A 15020-nucleotide genomic window follows, 5' to 3' on the forward strand; every position below is an offset into this window, starting at 1 on the left:
CCTCGAGCGTACGCTCGGTATGTTCTCGGCCCAAATCAGCGGGCCACGTTTGCGCAGGTCAGAGGCCCTTCGTGGGGCCCGACACCGGTCGCGAGATGTGACTGCGCGAGACTCGGAGCGGGCTACGGGAGGTGTGCGCGTGATCGAGGCGACCGTGATCTTCGCGGCCGGGGTGTGGGCCGGCATGATCAACGTCATCGTCGGCTCCGGCACCCTCATCACGTTCCCGACACTGCTGCTGTTCGGCTATCCGGCGCTCACCGCCAACGTGTCCAACAACATCGGCCTCGTCGCCGGCGGGCTGTCCGGCGTCCACGGCTATCGGGCCGAGGCGCTCCGCCACCGCGCACTCCTGCTGCGCCTTGCGCCAGCCTCGGTGCTCGGCGCCCTGACCGGCGCGATCCTGCTGCTGGTCCTGCCCGCCGACTCGTTCCGCGCGATCGTCCCGGTCCTGATCTCGATCGGGCTCGTCATGGTCGTCGCCGGACCGGCGGTGCAACGCCGCACGGCTCGCCGGCGGGCCGAGCCCGGCACCGCGCCGCGTACGCCCCGCTGGGTCCTGCCGCTCGGCGTGTACGCGGCCGGGATCTACGGTGGCTACTTCGGCGCCGCCCAGGGCATCCTGCTCGTGGGCCTCCTTGGTGTCCTGCTCACGATCGGGCTGCAGGACATCAACGGCATCAAGAACGTCCTGGCGACGATCGTCAACGCGGTCGCGGCCATCGCCTTCATGATCGTGGCATGGGACAAGATCGACTGGGAGGTCGTCGGCCTGATCGCCGCCGGCAGCCTGCTGGGTGGTCAGCTGGGCGCGAAGATCGGCCGCCGTCTCCCGCCGCCCGTGCTCCGCGCGGTGATCCTGGTGATCGGCGTCGTGGCGCTGGTCAAGATCGTGTTCTTCGACTGACCGGCCCGATCACTCCGCGACGAAGCGGGCGTCGACGTCGACGTGGATGACGATCTCGGCCGGCGTCAGGTCCAGCTGCGGACCACCGTCGGAGGTGTCGGCGAAGCCCGACTTGGCCAGCATCGGGAAGGCGGCCGGGCTCTCGATGTGGTGCGTCAGCATGCCGGGGTCGGCGAGCTGGACCGCCACGACCTTGCCGCGCCGGACGGCGTTGGCGTACGACTGGGCCTTGTTGACGGCATCGTCGACGGCCGCCTTGCGGACCTCGGCCTCATACGATCGCCGGTTCTTGACGCCCACGTCCCACCCGATGCCGGCGATCTCGACGCCGTTCTTGCCCGACCAGAAGTCGAGGAATCCGCTGAGCCGTTCGAAGTCGGTGAACTCGGCGCCGACCTGGACCCGAGCGACGTGCACGGTCTCGCCGCGCTTGCCCTCGGCGTCCCACGGCCGGTGGCTGAAGACCCGCACCTGGTCGCTCGACCACGGGCCGACCGCGCGGAGCTCGACGAGCTCGCGCAGCTGCGAGACCAGCGGATCGTGGATCGCGACGGCGTCCTGGAAGACCTGCTGCCGGTCGGACCCCTCGACGGCCGCGGCCATCGACACGATCGCACGTTCGGCGGGGTAGTGCTGCTCGGCTGAGCCGCGCACGGTGATGTCGAGCGTCATGCGGTCATCTTGCCGCATCGCCGGCCGCCACGCGGGTTGTCACGCGCCGACGAAGGTGGTTCACTGGATTCAGATATTCTGATTATCTGAATCGATCGGGAGACCATGACGGAGACCATCCACGACGCCGTGATCGTCGGCGCAGGCTTCGGCGGCATCGGCGCGGCGATCCAGCTGCGGAGGCTCGGCCACGACGATCTCGTCGTCCTCGAGCGCGAGAGCGACCTGGGCGGCACCTGGCACGTCAACCGCTATCCCGGTCTCGCGGTCGACATCCCGTCGTCGACCTACTCCTACTCGTTCGAGCCCAACCCCTATTGGTCGCGGCTCTACGCACCCGGCGCCGAGCTCAAGGCGTACGCGACACATGTCGCCGAGAAGTACGACGTGCGCCGGCACATGCGGTTCGACACCGTCGTCGACGGCGCGGTCTGGGACGACGGCAAGCACTGGACCGTCAACATCGCCGGCGGCGAGCGACTGCACGCCCGCCTGCTGCTGACCGCCACGGGCTTCCTGTCGCAGCCGGCGTTCCCCGCGATCGAGGGCATCGACACGTTCGCCGGGACCGTGATCCACACGACGCGCTGGGACGACTCGATCGACCTGGACGGCCGGCGCGCGGCGGTGATCGGCACCGGGGCGACCGCGGTGCAGCTGATCCCAGAGATCGCGCCCAGGCTCGCGGAGCTCACGGTCTATCAACGCACCGCCATCTGGGTGACACCCAAGGGCGATCGCGCGATCCCCCAGGGTGTGCAGAAGCTCTACGCCCGGGTGCCGCTCGCCCAGCGCGCCGTGCGGACGATCGGCAGCGGCATCCTCGAGCTCATCATGGTCGCCGGGGTGCTCAAGTATCGCCGCGCCAAGCTGCTCAACCGCAGCGTCGAGAAGCTGGCGCTGCGCCATCTCGCGCGGCAGGTCAAGGACCCAGAGACGCGTCGCAAGCTCACGCCCGACTACACGTTCGGCTGCAAGCGGCCGACGTTCTCCAACACGTACTTCCCGACGTTCAACCGCGCCAACGTGCACCTGGAGACCACGCCGATCGCACGCATCGAGCCCGACGGGATCGTCACCGAGGACGGCACCAAGACCGAGATCGACACGCTCGTGCTCGCGACCGGCTTCAACCTGTGGGACACCAACTTCCCGGCGTTCGAGGTCATCGGGCGCGGCGGCAAGGACCTCGGCAAGTTCTGGCGCGAGCAGCAGTTCCAGGCGTACGAGGGCGTCGCCGTGCCGGGCTTCCCCAACTTCGTGTCGCTCAACAGCCCTTACTCGTACTCGGGACTGTCGTACTTCACGACGATCGAGTCGCAGATGAAGCACCTCAAGCGCCTGCTCCGCGAGGTCGACCGGCGCGGCGCGGCGACGTTCGAGATCACCGAGCGCGCCAACGCGGAGTTCCTCGACCGGATGACGGATCGGCTCGAGGACTCGGTGTTCGTCAACGGAAGCTGCGCCACGTCACGCTCGTACTACTTCAACCAGCACGGCATGGCGACGCTGCTGCGGCCGACCTCGACGATCAACGCGTTCCGCGAGGCCGGCAGCTTCCCCCTCGACGACTATTCATACGCCTGAGTCACCCCGCGAGCTTGGCGCCGGGGAGCGCGACGAGCTCGGCGCGGGTCGTCGGGTCGATCTCATGACCCGCCGAGCACGTCAGGTGCGCATGGATCTCGGCGCCGCAGTCGCGATGCCGTAGCGACATCGGCGGGCCGTCCTGGCCCGGACGGTGGGCGTCGCCCCAGTCCATCAGCGCCACCATCACGGTGCGCAGGTCACGACCGGCCGGCGTGAGGACGTACTCATGGCGGGCGCGCTCACCCTCGGGCCGATAGGGGCGCTTCGCCACGAGGCCCTCGTCGACCAGGAGCGCGAGCCGCTTGGTGAGCACGTCCCGCGCAACGCCGAGGTGCTTCTGCAGTGCGTCGAACCGACGAACACCGTTGAACAGGTCACGGACCACCAGCACGGACCAGCGGTCGCCCAGGATCTGCGCCGTCCTCGCGATCGAGCACGTGCCGGAGTCGTAGTCGGCCATCGCGGGCCCGGAAGTGCTGGGTTTGGATTCCATACCCAGATGGTACGCTGCTGGGACCCGTACGAGAAGAGGCGCGACATGACGCTCGACCAGGCAGCCCAGCAGAAGACCATCACCTGGGTCGATCCCCGGCCCCAGGCCCTGGAGGCGCTCACGATGTCAGGGCTCGACTACCTGCAGGCGATGATCGACGGCCGCTTCCCCGCACCGCCGATAGCAAGCCACATCAACCTCGACCTGGTCAGCGTCTCGCCCGGTGTCGCGGTCATGACGGCGACGCCCGACGAGTCGCACTACAACCCGATCGGCTCGGTCCACGGCGGGTTCGCGGCGACGCTGCTCGACTCGGTGTGCGGCTGCGCCGTGCAGTCGACGCTGCCGGCCGGCATGGCGTACACGACGCTCGACCTCAGCATCAACTACCTCCGCGGCATGACCACCGAGACCGGGCTCGTGACGGGCGAGGGCCGGGTCACCAAACCTGGTTCGCGTGCCGCCTTCGTCGAGGCCGACATCAAGGATGCGGCGGGCCGCCTGCTCGCCACGGCGACGTCAACCTGTCTCGTGTTCACTCCCTGACGGTTCGACAGGCTCAACGGCCAAGGCGTGGAATTGCGGTCAAACGTGAGGTTCTCCTCGGATACCATTGTCGGGTGGTTTCCCTCTCCGATCTCCAGGTCCGTTCGCTCGGTGCGTGCACCGTCGACTCGCCTCTCGCGCTCTACGTCGAGGGGCGCACGACCAACGAGTACTACGTCGGCGAGACCGATCGCATCCTCTACGACGACACGCTCGAGCTGATCGCGTCGCGCGGCGTGCCGCTCGCCGAGCTGCCGACGTTCGAGTCCGGCGGGCCACGCCAGAAGATCTTCTTCGACCCGGCCACGACCAAGGTCGGCGTCGTCACCTGTGGCGGCCTGTGTCCCGGCCTCAACGACGTCATCCGGGCGATCGTCCTCGAGCTCAACACCCACTACGGCGTACGCGACGTGGTCGGCTTCCAGCACGGCTACGCCGGCCTCATCGAGTCCAACGGCCACGACGTCGTCGAGCTGACGCCCGACTTCGTGTCGCGCATCAGCGAGCGCGGCGGCACGATCCTCGGCTCGTCGCGCGGCGCCCAGGACCCGTCCGCGATCGTCGACCGGCTCGTCGAGCTCGACATCGACATCCTCATGGTCATCGGCGGCGACGGCTCGATGCGCGGAGCCCACAACATCGGCGCCGAGATCGCTGCGCGCGGACTGTCGATCGGTGTCGTCGGCGTGCCCAAGACGATCGACAACGACATCCCGCACATCGGCCAGAGCTTCGGCTTCTCCACGGCGTTCGCCAAGGCTGCCGAGTCGATCAAGGCGGCCCGCGTCGAGGTCGAGGCGGCCGTCGGCGGTGTCGGCATCGTCAAGGTCATGGGTCGCCACGCGGGGTTCATCGCGTGCTACGCGGCGCTGGCCAACCACGACGCCGACTTCGTCCTGATCCCCGAGGTCGGCTTCTCGCTCGACGGTGACAACGGCCTGCTGGCTCTGCTCGAGCGACGGGTCGCCGAGCGCGGCAGCGCGGTCATCGTGCTCGCCGAAGGTGCTGGCCAGGACCTCATCCCGGCCAGCGACCGCCGTGATGCCAGCGGCAACGCGGTGCTCGGCGACATCGCCGGGTTCCTGCGCGAGCAGATCAGCAAGGACTTCGCCAACCGCAACCAGCCGCTGACGATGCGCTACTTCAACCCCGGCTACGCGATCCGCTCCGTGCCGGCTGATGCGTCCGACTCGGTCTACTGCGCGCGTCTGGCCCAGACCGCGGTCCACGCCGCGATGGCCGGACGTACGGACATGGTCGTCGGGCGCCGGCGCCACCGGTTCGTGCACGTGCCGATCCCGTTCGTCACCTCCGGCTCGCACAGCGTCTCGCCCGACGGCGACCTCTGGCTGTCAGTCCTCGAAAGCACCGCGCAGCCGTTCTCGATGTGCTGAGCTCCCGAGGCTGAGCGAGCCCTGCGGCTCACCACGCGAGCTGCGGCGTAGCACTCTTCGCTTCCTGTACGCGCGTTCGTCGCATCGTGAGATGGCGTCTCGGCGCGCGATCCCGGTGGCACTGTCGAGGTCACAGACCTTCGACGGGAGACACCATCATGAGCGACCAGTGGTCCTTCGAGACCAAGCAGATCCACGCAGGTCAGACCCCTGACCCGACGACCGGAGCCCGCGCGCTGCCGATCTATCAGACGACGTCGTTCCAGTTCCGCGACACGGACCACGCCGCCGCGTTGTTCTCGCTCGCCGAGCCGGGCAACATCTACACCCGCATCATCAACCCGACCCAGGGCGTCGTCGAGGAGCGGCTCGCCGCGCTCGAAGGCGGTGTCGGCGCGCTGCTGTTCGCGTCCGGCCAGGCCGCCACGACCGGCGCGCTGACCAACGTCGCCGAGGCCGGCGACCACATCGTCGCGTCGTCAAGCCTCTACGGCGGCACCGACAGCCTGCTGCGCCACAGCTTCCCCAAGCTCGGCATCGCGGTCAGCTTCGTCGCCGACCCCAATGATCCCGAGCAGTGGCGTGCCGCCACCAAGGCCAACACGAAGGCGTACTTCGGCGAGACGATCGGCAACCCCAAGGGCGACATCCTTGACCTCGCGGCCGTCTCGGCGGTCGCCAAGGAGGTCGGCGTGCCGTTCATCGTCGACAACACGATCGCGACGCCCTACCTGCTCAACCCGCTCAAGCACGGCGCCGACACCGTCGTGCACTCGGCGACCAAGTACATCGGCGGCCACGGCACCACGATCGCCGGCGTCGTGATCGACGGCGGGACGTTCGACTACGGCGCGCACGGCGACAAGTTCCCCGGGTTCACCGAGCCCGACGCGAGCTATCACGGTCTCCAGTACGCCGCGGCGCTCGGCCCGGCGGCCTACATCGCCAAGCTGCGCGTGCAGTACCTGCGCAACATCGGCGCCGCCATCAGCCCGTTCAGCGCATTCCTGCTGGCGCAGGGCCTCGAGACGCTGAGCCTGCGGGTCGAGCGACACATCGCCAACACCCGCCGGGTCGCCGAGTGGCTCGAGGCACGCGAAGACGTCAGCACGGTGACCTGGGCGAGCCTCGACTCCAGCCCGTACAAGTCGCTGGCCGACACGTACGTCCCGCAGGGAGCGGGCGCCGTGCTGACCTTCGAGCTGCCCGGGGGTCTGGAAGCCGGCAAGGCGTTCATCGACTCGCTCGAGCTGTTCAGCCACGTCGCCAACATCGGCGACGTACGCAGCCTGGCGATCCACCCGGCGAGCACGACCCACTCGCAGCTGTCGGCGGAGGAGCAGGCCGCGACCGGCGTGACCCCCGGACTCGTACGCCTGGCGGTCGGCCTCGAGGGCATCGACGACATCCTCGCCGACCTCGACGCCGGCTTCCGCGCGGCGAAGTGATCGACAGAGCGTGACGATCAGCCCCAGCATCGATTCCTCTCTCGTCACCGGTGCGTGGCGGGAGGGGGATCCGCTGGGCGCCAGGAAGTTCGCGGACATCGGCGACATCACGCTCGACTCGGGTGCGACGCTCCCGGACGTACGCCTGGCGTACGAGACGTGGGGTCGCTTCGACGGGGCGAACGCGGTGCTGGTGCTGCACGCCCTGACCGGTGACAGCCACGTCGCCGGCCGCGCCCGTGCCGGCCATCCCACCGCGGGGTGGTGGGACGCCTTGGTCGGACCGGGCAAGGCCATCGACACCGATCGGCTGTACGTCGTGGCGGCCAACATTCTCGGGGGTTGCCAGGGCTCGACCGGGCCCGCCTCGCGAGATCCCGACGGCCTGCCGTGGGGCGGCTCGTTCCCCGCGCTGACGGTCCGCGACCAGGTACGCGCCGAGGTCGCCCTCGCCGACGTGCTGGGGATCGATCGCTGGCGAGCCGTCGTCGGCGGCTCCGCCGGCGGCATGCGCGCCCTCGAGTGGGCGATCGAGCGGCCGGAGCGCGTCGAGCGCCTGTTCCTGCTCGCGACCAGCGCCGCCGCATCGGCCGAGCAGGTCGCGCTCTCTGCAACGCAGATCGACGCGATCCGCGCCGACCCGGCCTATTTCGACGGCGACTACTACGACGGCCCGCAGGGTCCGCTGCAAGGCCTCGACCTGGCCCGGCGCATCGCGCACATCAGCTATCGCAGCGAGTACGAGCTCGCCGAGCGGTTCGGCCGCACGGTGCAGGACGACGGCCGCTTCGCCGTCGAGTCCTACCTGCAGCACCACGGCGCCAAGCTCGTGCGCCGGTTCGACGCCAACTCGTACGTCGTGCTGAGCGCGGCGATGAACAGCCACGACGTGGGCCGCGATCGCGGTGGCATCGCCGCTGCGCTGTCGCGGATCACAGCTCGTACGATCGTCGCCGGCATCGACTCCGACCGGTTGTACCCGCTGCATCAGCAGCAGGAGCTCGCCGACGGCATACCCGGCTCCGGGTCGCTCGAGGTGGTGAAGTCCGATCACGGTCACGACGGGTTCCTCGTCGAGTCCGAGCAGGTCGGCGAGCTGGCGCGTCAGCTGCTGGGCTGAGCCGCCGCAGCCCAGTCTTCCTCGACGAGCGACCCATTGATCATCGCGCCGACTCGTGCGCCTTGCGCCGCCGCCGCGATGACCTGCGATCCGGCATCGGCGACGTTGCCCGCCGCCCACAGGCCGGGCACGTTCGTCGCCCCCATCGGGTCGGTCGCGACGACCGGACCCATCGGGGTGTCGGTCATCCCCAGGTCCAGCCCGGCGAACGCCTCGAGGTTCAGCACCATCGTCGGCGCGACGAACACCGCGGCGACCTCGTGCATCGCGCCGCCCGCCCGTACGCCCTGCAGTGCGCCGTCCCGACGGACGATCTGGCTGACCGGCCCGTCAACGACGTCCACGCCACGAGCGGCGAACAGCCGGCGCTCCGCCGCATCCAGCTCGATCGTGTCGTTGGTGAAGAACACGAGGTCGTCGGTCCACTGCCGCACCATCCGCACCTGGTGAGCCGACATCGGCTGCGTCGCCACGACGGCGAGGCGCTGACCGGCGACCTCGTAGCCGTGGCAGTAGGGGCAGTGGAAGATGTCCACGCCGAAGCCTTCCGCGACACCGGGGATGTCGGGCAGCGCGTCGGTGATGCCGGCGGCCAGCACGAGCCGCTTGGCGTGCAGCCGCTCGTCTCCCGCATCGACGACGAAGCCATCGTCAACGGTCTCGACGAGCGTCGCAGCCTCGGCGCGGATCTCGATGCCGAGCTTCTCGACCTGCGTACGGCCGACGTCGAGCAGCTCGAGCGGACTCAGCCCGTCGATGCCGAGGTAGCCGTTGACGTGCGCAGCAGGGGCGTTGCGCGGTGGGCCGCCGTCAAGCACGAGGATGCGTCGGCGTGCACGTCCCAGGACGAGGGCGGCGGACAGGCCGGCCGCGCCGGCCCCGATGACGATGGTGTCGTAGGAGTTCATGTCCTCAGTGTTCGTCGCCGACGCGCGGAGAGCAAATGTCGTTGCCGTTGTGGCAAGATGGGCCGCATGACTGACGACCTCGCCACCGCCCTCACCTCGGTCGGCCCACGCCTGCGCGCCCTGCGCCAGCTCGGGGAGGCGACACTCGCGCAGCTGTCCGCCACGACCGGCATCTCCGTCAGCACCCTGTCGCGGCTCGAGTCGGGCCAGCGCAAGCCGACCCTCGAGCTCCTGCTGCCGCTGGCCAAGGCCCACGGCGTGACGCTCGACGAGCTCGTGGAGGCGCAGCCGACGGATGACCCGCGCATCCAGGCCGACCCGATCCACCGGCACGGCCGCACCTTCGTGCCGCTGACCCGGCAGGCCGGTGGCTTGCAGGCCTACAAGGTCGTCATCCCGCCCACCACCGAGCCGGACGACGACCTCAAGACCCATGAGGGCTACGAGTGGCTCTACGTCCTTTCGGGGCGCCTGCGTCTGAGGATCGGCGAGCACGACCTCGTGCTCGGTCCCGGCGAGGCCGCTGAGTTCGACACCCGGCTGCCGCACGGGCTGAGCAACCCCGGCAAGCGCCCGGTCGAGCTGCTCACCCTGTTCGGCACCCAGGGCGAACGCATGCACGTACGCGCGAAGCCCCGCTCGAAGGAGTGACTACCAGCTCGACTTGGTGATCCCCGGCAGCTCGCCGCGATGCGCAGCGGCCCGGAACCGGATGCGCGACAGTCCGACCTTGCGGAGGTAGCCTCGCGGCCGGCCGTCGACCTGGTCGCGGTTGCGCACGCGTACGGGCGACGAGTCGCGCGGCAGCCGCGAGAGCGCGCGACTCGCAGCCATCCGCGCCTCAAGGCTCAGACCCGTGTCCCGGCTCGCGGCGCGCAGGGTGGATCGCCGCTCGGCATGACGCTCGACCAGACGCCGGCGCCGTTCGTCGGCGACGACCTTGCTCTCCTTGGCCATCAGCGCTCCTCGCGGAACTCGACGTGCCGCCGGACGACGGGGTCGAACTTCCGGATCGTCATGCGCTCCGGGTCGTTGCGCCGGTTCTTGCGGGTCACGTACGTGTAGCCGGTGCCTGCCGTCGACCGCAGCTTGACGATCGGGCGCAGCTCGCTCCCCTTGCGCATCAGACCCGCCCGCCGCGGGCGAGGATCGAGGCGATGACGGCCTCGATGCCACGCACGTCGATCGTCTTGATGCCGCGCGCGCTGACCCGCAGCGTGACATGCCGGCCGAGGCTGGGGACCCAGTAGCGCTTGCGCTGGATGTTGGCGTCGAACCGCCGATTGGTCCTCCGGTGGGAGAACGAGACATTGCGGCCGAACCCCACCTCGGCCCCAGTGACCTGACACACGCGCGACATTTCCAACTCCTTATGTAGACTGACAATCATTCCCATTAAGCCTACCTGAAGGATTCGGCACCATGAAGCACGGCATCCACCCGCCCTACGCGCCTGTCGCGTTCCGTGACAGGTCGGGCGATCTCCTGTTCGTCTCGTCGTCGACGCTCACGAGCGCAGAGACCGTCGAGATCGACGGCGTAACCTATCCCGTCATCGATGTCGAGATCTCCACGGCGAGCCACCCGTACTGGACCGGCAAGGGCCGCGTGCTCGACACCGAGGGACGCGTCGAGAAGTTCAACCGGCGCTACGGGGCGACGGCATGACGACACCGCTCGTGCTCATCACGGGCATCGACGCCGATGCCATGGCCAGCACGATGATCGGGCTGCAGTGGGATGCCCCGCATGCCGTGACCGTGCGCCACACGATCGACGTCGAGCGGCAGGTCCTGACCCGCATCGTCAGCGACGTCGCGGGAGTCGTCGAGCGTACGCACGTGGATCTCGACCACGCGTGCGTCGGCTGCGCGCTACGCGAGGACGTCATGCCGACGCTCGAGCGCCTGGCCCGCGACGGGCGCTGGGGATCGATCATCGCGCACCTCCCGGTCGCGGCCGAGGCCACCCAAGTGTGCCGCATCCTCTCCAGCGATCACGCGATCGGCTCGGTTCTGCACGTTGCTGCGGTCCTGGCCGTCGTCAACGGCCCGACCGCACGCAACGACCTGTTGGGCGACGACCTGCTGCGCGAGCGCCACCTGCACACGTCCGCGGAGGACAGCCGGGGCGTCGCCGAGGTGCACGCCGCGATGATCGAGTACGCCGACACCGTCGTGGTCGTCGGCGACATCGACGAGACCGACCGCGCCCTGGCGGCGGCGATGGCCCGGCCCGGCGCTGCGGTCGTCACCGATCACCTCGCGATCGACGTCGCGGCGCTGATCGACGGGCGCCGGCAGCACGAGGAGGCCGAGGCCTGGGTCGACCCGGCGCACGCCGAACCCGTCGGCCTGGTCGAGATCGGCGAGGTGTGGACCGTCGAGCTGAGGTCCGACCGGCCGTTCCATCCCGACCGCTTGATGGCCAACATCGAGGGTCTCGGCGGCGGGGCCCGTCGGTCGCGCGGCTGCTTCTGGCTGCCGACGAGGCCCGGCACGATGTCGCAGTGGGACGGCGCGGGCGGTCAGCTCAGCGTCGGCCCGTGCGAGCACGACACGCTCGAGCCGCACACCCGCATCCTCGTCACGGGCATCGACGATGGCCGGGACTCGCTGCAGGCCCTGTTCGAGCAGTGCCTGCTCACAGATGACGAGCTCGCCACGCGGGGCGTCATCTGGGAGTCCGACCACGACGGCTTCGAGCCCTGGCTGGGCCCCGCCCGTCTCGCCGCCTGACCCGAAAGGAACTCCATGGCCGTACCCAAACGCAAGCTCTCCCGTAGCAACACCCGTCACCGCCGGTCGAGCTGGAAGGCCCACCCGGTCCAACTCGTCCCGGTCGTCGTCGACGGCGTCGAGCACCGAGTCCCCCGTCGCCTCGTCCGCGCCGTCCAGCGCGGGCTATACGTTCCCAAGGAGCACGCATGAAGGTCCGCAACTCTCTCCGGTCGCTCAAGCAGCAGCCCGGCGCCCAGGTCGTACGCCGCCGCGGTCGTACGTTCGTGATCAACAAGCAGAACCCGCGGTTCAAGGGTCGTCAGGGCTAGTTGCTGGACTGGCAAGAATGTTTGCGCCGTCCAGCGCTGTCACGCACGCTTGGTGTCATGACACATCAGCACACCGAACGGCCAGAGGATCACTTCACCCGCGAGTTCTGGGACGAGCGCTACTCCGGCGAGCAGGTCTGGAGCGGCAACCCCAACCCTCACCTCGTCACGTACGCCTCGCAGCTGCGGCCGGGAACCGCCCTCGACTTCGGCAGCGGCGAGGGTGCCGACGCGATCTGGCTGGCGCAGCAGGGCTGGCGGGTCACCGCGATCGACATCTCGCCGGTGGCGCTCGAGGGCGTCTCGGCCCGCGCTGCGCAGTTGGGCCTCGACCTGACCGGCCAGCAGGCCGATGCGTTCGAGTGGTCGGCCGGCCCGACGTACGACCTGGTGTCAGCGCAGTTCATGCACCTGCCGCGGCCGGCGTTCACCCGGCTCCACCAGGAGCTGGCAGCATCCGTCGCTCCGGGCGGCACGCTGCTGATCGTCGGGCACCACCCCGACGACCTCGGTCATGCTCCCGAAGGCACGGCGTTCGAGGACATCCGCTTCACCGGTGACGAGGTCGCCTCGACGTTGGACCCGGCTGAGTGGGCGACGATCGATGCCCTGCGGCCCGAGCGGGAATGGATCGACCGCGACGGACATGCTGCCGTCGCGGTCGATGCCGTGCTGCGTGCCGTGCGCGTGGGTTAACGCTCCTCGCGGAACTCCACATGGCGCTGGGCGATGGGGTCGTACTTGCGCAGCCCCATGCGGTCGGGGTCGTTCCGGCGGCTCTTGCGGGTCACGTACGTGTATCCCGTGCCGGCGGTCGACCGCAGCTTGATGATGGGCCTGAGATCGGCATGACGAGCCATGGTGGCCACCTCTCGTTGATTGACAACCATTGTCAACAACGTTCAGGCCTGCGGCATTCCGTGGAGTCGTCAGCCGTACTGGGGGCGCGATCGACAACAGGAGAAGCACCCCGGCCAGAGAAGAGTCAGGGCAGCGCCCGCCCACATGAGGCTCACAGCCAGGCGCAGCGAGCCCGGCGGCGGTGTCGTGCTCATGGGAACGGTCTCCGATCGGCGTCTGGATCCTGCACACGCGTGCACAACCTGTCTCGCGTCCCGACAGTGTGACGTATGTCTGAACCCGGCGTCATCCGTGCACGGCCCACGTAAAATGGCGCCCATGACCGAGTGGATCCTGATCGGGCTCGTCGCCCTCGCGGCGGTGCTCCTGGCGACGCATACCGCGGCGGTCGCGTTCGTCGTCAGCAGGATCGTGTTCTCGGGCCGGCCCAAGCAGAAGCAGTGGAGCCCGAAGAACTCCGACGCGTCAGACCATCCGCCGCACGATGCTGAGCGGCGCGTGCTTCATGACCTGCCCTAGCGGAGCCCAGGGCCAGGCCGGCACCGCAGCGTCGACGACTTCCTTCTCGATGTTCTTCACGAGGGCCCGGCAGCCGGTCTCGGTGTCGACCATCATCTTGGCCTCCTGCTGAACGCCCTCGTTCATCTCTGACGCGATGTAGCCGGGGTAGAGCGTCGTCACCTTGATGTCGAGCCCCTTGCGGCCGATCAGGTCCGAGCGGATGCCCTCCGCGATCGCGGCGATGCCGGCCTTGGTCGCCGCGTACGTCGTCATGGATGACGGCATGCCGCGCATCGCCGACATCGACGAGATGACGACGAGGTGCCCCGACTTGCGCTCGTAGAAGTGCTCCATCGCCGCCTCGCACTGCGCGATCGCCGCGATGAAGTTGGTCTCGGCGGTCTGCTTGTTGGCGTGGAACTTGCCCGTGCCGATGCGTCCGCCCTTGCCCAGGCCAGCATTGACGATGACCCGGTCGAGCCCGCCGAGGTCCTTGATCGCCTGCTTGAACACCGCGAAGACCCGGTCGTGGTCGTTGACGTCGAGCTCGTGCACCACGACCTCGATGCCGGGGTGCGCCGCCAGCAGCTCGTCCCGCAGCGCCTCGAGTCGGTCGAGCCGCCGGGCGGTGAGGGCGAGGTGGTGGCCCTTGGCGGCGAGGATGCGGGCCATGCCGGCGCCAAGCCCGGAGCTCGCGCCGGTGATGAGAACGTTCTTGCGCATGTCAGTCCTTCTTCGACATCTGGACGGAGGCCTTGGCCATCATCGAGTAGTACAGCGGTCGGGCGAACCGCTTGGCGGCGTACGCGATCTTGCCGTCGCGATCGGTGAGGATGATGTGCCGGCCCTTCTCGACGCCGTTGATGACCCGTGCCGCGATGACGTCGGCGCTGAGCTTGGCGTTGTCGATCAGCTTGGCCGCCGACTTGTTGGCCGACTCGTCCTTGCCGCGCAACGACTCGGTGAGGTTGGTCTTGAAGAACGTCGGGCAGATGACCGACACCTTGACGCCGTACGGCTTGAGCTCGTGGAACAACGTCTCGCTCAGCGCCACGACGCCGGCCTTCACCGCGTTGTACTCGCTCATCCGCGGCGGGTGCACCAGTCCGGCTGCCGACGCGGTGTTGACGATGTGGCCGCTGCCCTGCGCCTTGAGCATCGGCGCGAACGTACGGCAGCCGCGCGCGACGCCGAGCAGGTTGATGTCGACGATCCACTGCCACTGATCCATCTCGGACAGCTCGATGCGCCCACCCGCGGCGACGCCGGCATTGTTGAACAGATAGTCGAGGCCGTCCCACTCCTCGACGACCCAGTCGCGCGCCTTGGCCCAGTCGACGTCCTGCGTGACGTCGAGGCTGAGGTAGGCGACGCGATCGAGGCCGCGCAACGGGTCGGGGAGCTCGGTGTGCACGTCGGTGGCGAGCACGCGGCAGCCACGGTCGGCCAGCTGGCGTACGAGCGCGAGCCCGAGACCGGACGCCGCTCCGGTGACGAGGATGCGGGACTCAGGTGCGATCGACATGTTCAG

Annotated in this window: 22 protein-coding genes; 13 read left to right on the plus strand and 9 right to left on the minus strand. The window is 69.0% G+C overall.

Features of this window, described 5'->3' with window-relative positions; all coding sequences use genetic code 11:
• Window positions 1-139 precede the first annotated feature (139 nt).
• Entirely contained in the window at window positions 140-907 is a 768-nt protein-coding gene (locus tag ESP70_RS15695; protein ID WP_425458395.1) for a sulfite exporter TauE/SafE family protein, read from the plus strand.
• Between the two features lie 9 nt (window positions 908-916).
• On the opposite strand, the gene ESP70_RS15700 is transcribed toward ESP70_RS15695, so the two are convergent.
• The gene (locus ESP70_RS15700) at window positions 917-1579 is read right to left on the minus strand and encodes an SIMPL domain-containing protein (protein WP_188110664.1); all 663 of its coding nucleotides are present in this window, start codon (window positions 1577-1579) and stop codon (window positions 917-919) included.
• A gap of 105 nt (window positions 1580-1684) precedes the next feature.
• Between ESP70_RS15700 and ESP70_RS15705 the strand changes: the two genes are divergently transcribed.
• A complete protein-coding gene (locus ESP70_RS15705) occupies window positions 1685-3166 on the plus strand; it encodes a flavin-containing monooxygenase (RefSeq protein WP_149690257.1) in 1482 nt (493 codons plus the stop codon).
• Window position 3167: 1 nt separating this feature from the next.
• Here ESP70_RS15705 and ESP70_RS20470 read toward each other — a convergent pair whose 3' ends face one another.
• Window positions 3168-3662: a winged helix-turn-helix transcriptional regulator gene (locus ESP70_RS20470; protein WP_246162052.1), complete on the minus strand. Its 495-nt coding sequence runs from the start codon at window positions 3660-3662 to the stop codon at window positions 3168-3170.
• 45 nt (window positions 3663-3707) lie between these two features.
• On the opposite strand from ESP70_RS20470, the gene ESP70_RS15715 reads away from it, so the two are divergent.
• From ESP70_RS15715 to metX, 4 genes are all read left to right on the plus strand, one after another.
• Window positions 3708-4208: a PaaI family thioesterase gene (locus tag ESP70_RS15715; RefSeq protein ID WP_342780192.1), complete on the plus strand. Its 501-nt coding sequence runs from the start codon at window positions 3708-3710 to the stop codon at window positions 4206-4208.
• A 74-nt stretch (window positions 4209-4282) separates the two neighbouring features.
• Window positions 4283-5602 carry an ATP-dependent 6-phosphofructokinase gene (locus tag ESP70_RS15720; protein ID WP_056210721.1) on the plus strand — a complete coding sequence of 440 codons (1320 nt, stop codon included), beginning with the start codon at window positions 4283-4285 and terminating at the stop codon, window positions 5600-5602.
• 158 nt (window positions 5603-5760) lie between these two features.
• On the plus strand, window positions 5761-7050 hold the full coding sequence (locus ESP70_RS15725; protein WP_188110665.1) for a bifunctional o-acetylhomoserine/o-acetylserine sulfhydrylase: 1290 nt from the start codon (window positions 5761-5763) through the stop codon (window positions 7048-7050).
• A 10-nt stretch (window positions 7051-7060) separates the two neighbouring features.
• Window positions 7061-8170 (plus strand): homoserine O-acetyltransferase MetX, encoded by a 1110-nt coding sequence (gene metX, locus ESP70_RS15730; RefSeq protein WP_246162053.1) that lies wholly within the window; start codon window positions 7061-7063, stop codon window positions 8168-8170.
• Here the strand turns inward: metX and ESP70_RS15735 are convergent.
• Window positions 8155-9078 carry an NAD(P)/FAD-dependent oxidoreductase gene (locus tag ESP70_RS15735; RefSeq protein ID WP_149690260.1) on the minus strand — a complete coding sequence of 308 codons (924 nt, stop codon included), beginning with the start codon at window positions 9076-9078 and terminating at the stop codon, window positions 8155-8157. The genes metX and ESP70_RS15735 overlap by 16 nt on opposite strands.
• 66 nt (window positions 9079-9144) lie before the next feature.
• Here ESP70_RS15735 and ESP70_RS15740 point away from each other — a divergent pair, with 66 nt between their 5' ends.
• A complete protein-coding gene (locus ESP70_RS15740; RefSeq protein WP_149690261.1) occupies window positions 9145-9729 on the plus strand; it encodes a helix-turn-helix domain-containing protein in 585 nt (194 codons plus the stop codon).
• On the opposite strand, the gene rpsN is transcribed toward ESP70_RS15740, so the two are convergent.
• The 3 genes from rpsN to rpmB are packed head-to-tail and all read right to left on the minus strand — an operon-like array spanning window position 9730 to window position 10438.
• Complete coding sequence (gene rpsN, locus ESP70_RS15745; protein ID WP_149690262.1) at window positions 9730-10035, minus strand: 30S ribosomal protein S14; 306 nt, start codon at window positions 10033-10035, stop codon at window positions 9730-9732.
• Window positions 10035-10202, minus strand: a complete 168-nt coding sequence (rpmG, locus tag ESP70_RS15750) for a 50S ribosomal protein L33 (protein ID WP_149690263.1) — start codon at window positions 10200-10202, stop codon at window positions 10035-10037. The genes rpsN and rpmG (ESP70_RS15750) overlap by 1 nt, the downstream gene beginning before the upstream one ends.
• Window positions 10202-10438 carry a 50S ribosomal protein L28 gene (gene rpmB / locus ESP70_RS15755; RefSeq protein ID WP_149690264.1) on the minus strand — a complete coding sequence of 79 codons (237 nt, stop codon included), beginning with the start codon at window positions 10436-10438 and terminating at the stop codon, window positions 10202-10204. The genes rpmG (ESP70_RS15750) and rpmB overlap by 1 nt, the downstream gene beginning before the upstream one ends.
• A gap of 62 nt (window positions 10439-10500) precedes the next feature.
• On the opposite strand from rpmB, the gene ESP70_RS15760 reads away from it, so the two are divergent.
• From ESP70_RS15760 to ESP70_RS15780, 5 genes are read left to right on the plus strand one after another with little or no spacing between them, the layout of a single operon-like run.
• Complete coding sequence (locus ESP70_RS15760; RefSeq protein WP_149690265.1) at window positions 10501-10746, plus strand: type B 50S ribosomal protein L31; 246 nt, start codon at window positions 10501-10503, stop codon at window positions 10744-10746.
• Window positions 10743-11816 (plus strand): GTP-binding protein, encoded by a 1074-nt coding sequence (locus ESP70_RS15765; protein ID WP_149690266.1) that lies wholly within the window; start codon window positions 10743-10745, stop codon window positions 11814-11816. The genes ESP70_RS15760 and ESP70_RS15765 overlap by 4 nt, the downstream gene beginning before the upstream one ends.
• 15 nt (window positions 11817-11831) lie before the next feature.
• Window positions 11832-12008, plus strand: a complete 177-nt coding sequence (rpmF, locus tag ESP70_RS15770; RefSeq protein ID WP_149690267.1) for a 50S ribosomal protein L32 — start codon at window positions 11832-11834, stop codon at window positions 12006-12008.
• Window positions 12005-12127: a type B 50S ribosomal protein L36 gene (gene ykgO / locus ESP70_RS15775; protein WP_149690268.1), complete on the plus strand. Its 123-nt coding sequence runs from the start codon at window positions 12005-12007 to the stop codon at window positions 12125-12127. Before rpmF ends, ykgO begins: the two co-directional genes overlap by 4 nt.
• Before the next feature lie 57 nt (window positions 12128-12184).
• Window positions 12185-12823, plus strand: a complete 639-nt coding sequence (locus ESP70_RS15780; protein WP_149690269.1) for an SAM-dependent methyltransferase — start codon at window positions 12185-12187, stop codon at window positions 12821-12823.
• Here ESP70_RS15780 and rpmG (ESP70_RS15785) read toward each other — a convergent pair.
• Complete coding sequence (rpmG, locus tag ESP70_RS15785; RefSeq protein ID WP_056215423.1) at window positions 12820-12987, minus strand: 50S ribosomal protein L33; 168 nt, start codon at window positions 12985-12987, stop codon at window positions 12820-12822. The genes ESP70_RS15780 and rpmG (ESP70_RS15785) overlap by 4 nt on opposite strands.
• A 319-nt stretch (window positions 12988-13306) precedes the next feature.
• Here rpmG (ESP70_RS15785) and ESP70_RS15790 point away from each other — a divergent pair, with 319 nt between their 5' ends.
• A complete protein-coding gene (locus ESP70_RS15790) occupies window positions 13307-13507 on the plus strand; it encodes a hypothetical protein (protein WP_149690270.1) in 201 nt (66 codons plus the stop codon).
• On the opposite strand, the gene ESP70_RS15795 is transcribed toward ESP70_RS15790, so the two are convergent.
• Window positions 13454-14212 (minus strand): SDR family oxidoreductase, encoded by a 759-nt coding sequence (locus ESP70_RS15795; protein WP_149690271.1) that lies wholly within the window; start codon window positions 14210-14212, stop codon window positions 13454-13456. The genes ESP70_RS15790 and ESP70_RS15795 overlap by 54 nt on opposite strands.
• Before the next feature lies 1 nt (window position 14213).
• The gene (locus ESP70_RS15800) at window positions 14214-15014 is read right to left on the minus strand and encodes an SDR family NAD(P)-dependent oxidoreductase (RefSeq protein ID WP_149690272.1); all 801 of its coding nucleotides are present in this window, start codon (window positions 15012-15014) and stop codon (window positions 14214-14216) included.
• Window positions 15015-15020 lie beyond the last annotated feature (6 nt).

The sequence above is a fragment of the Aeromicrobium ginsengisoli genome, assembly GCF_004134905.2.
GTDB lineage: Bacteria > Actinomycetota > Actinomycetes > Propionibacteriales > Nocardioidaceae > Aeromicrobium > Aeromicrobium ginsengisoli.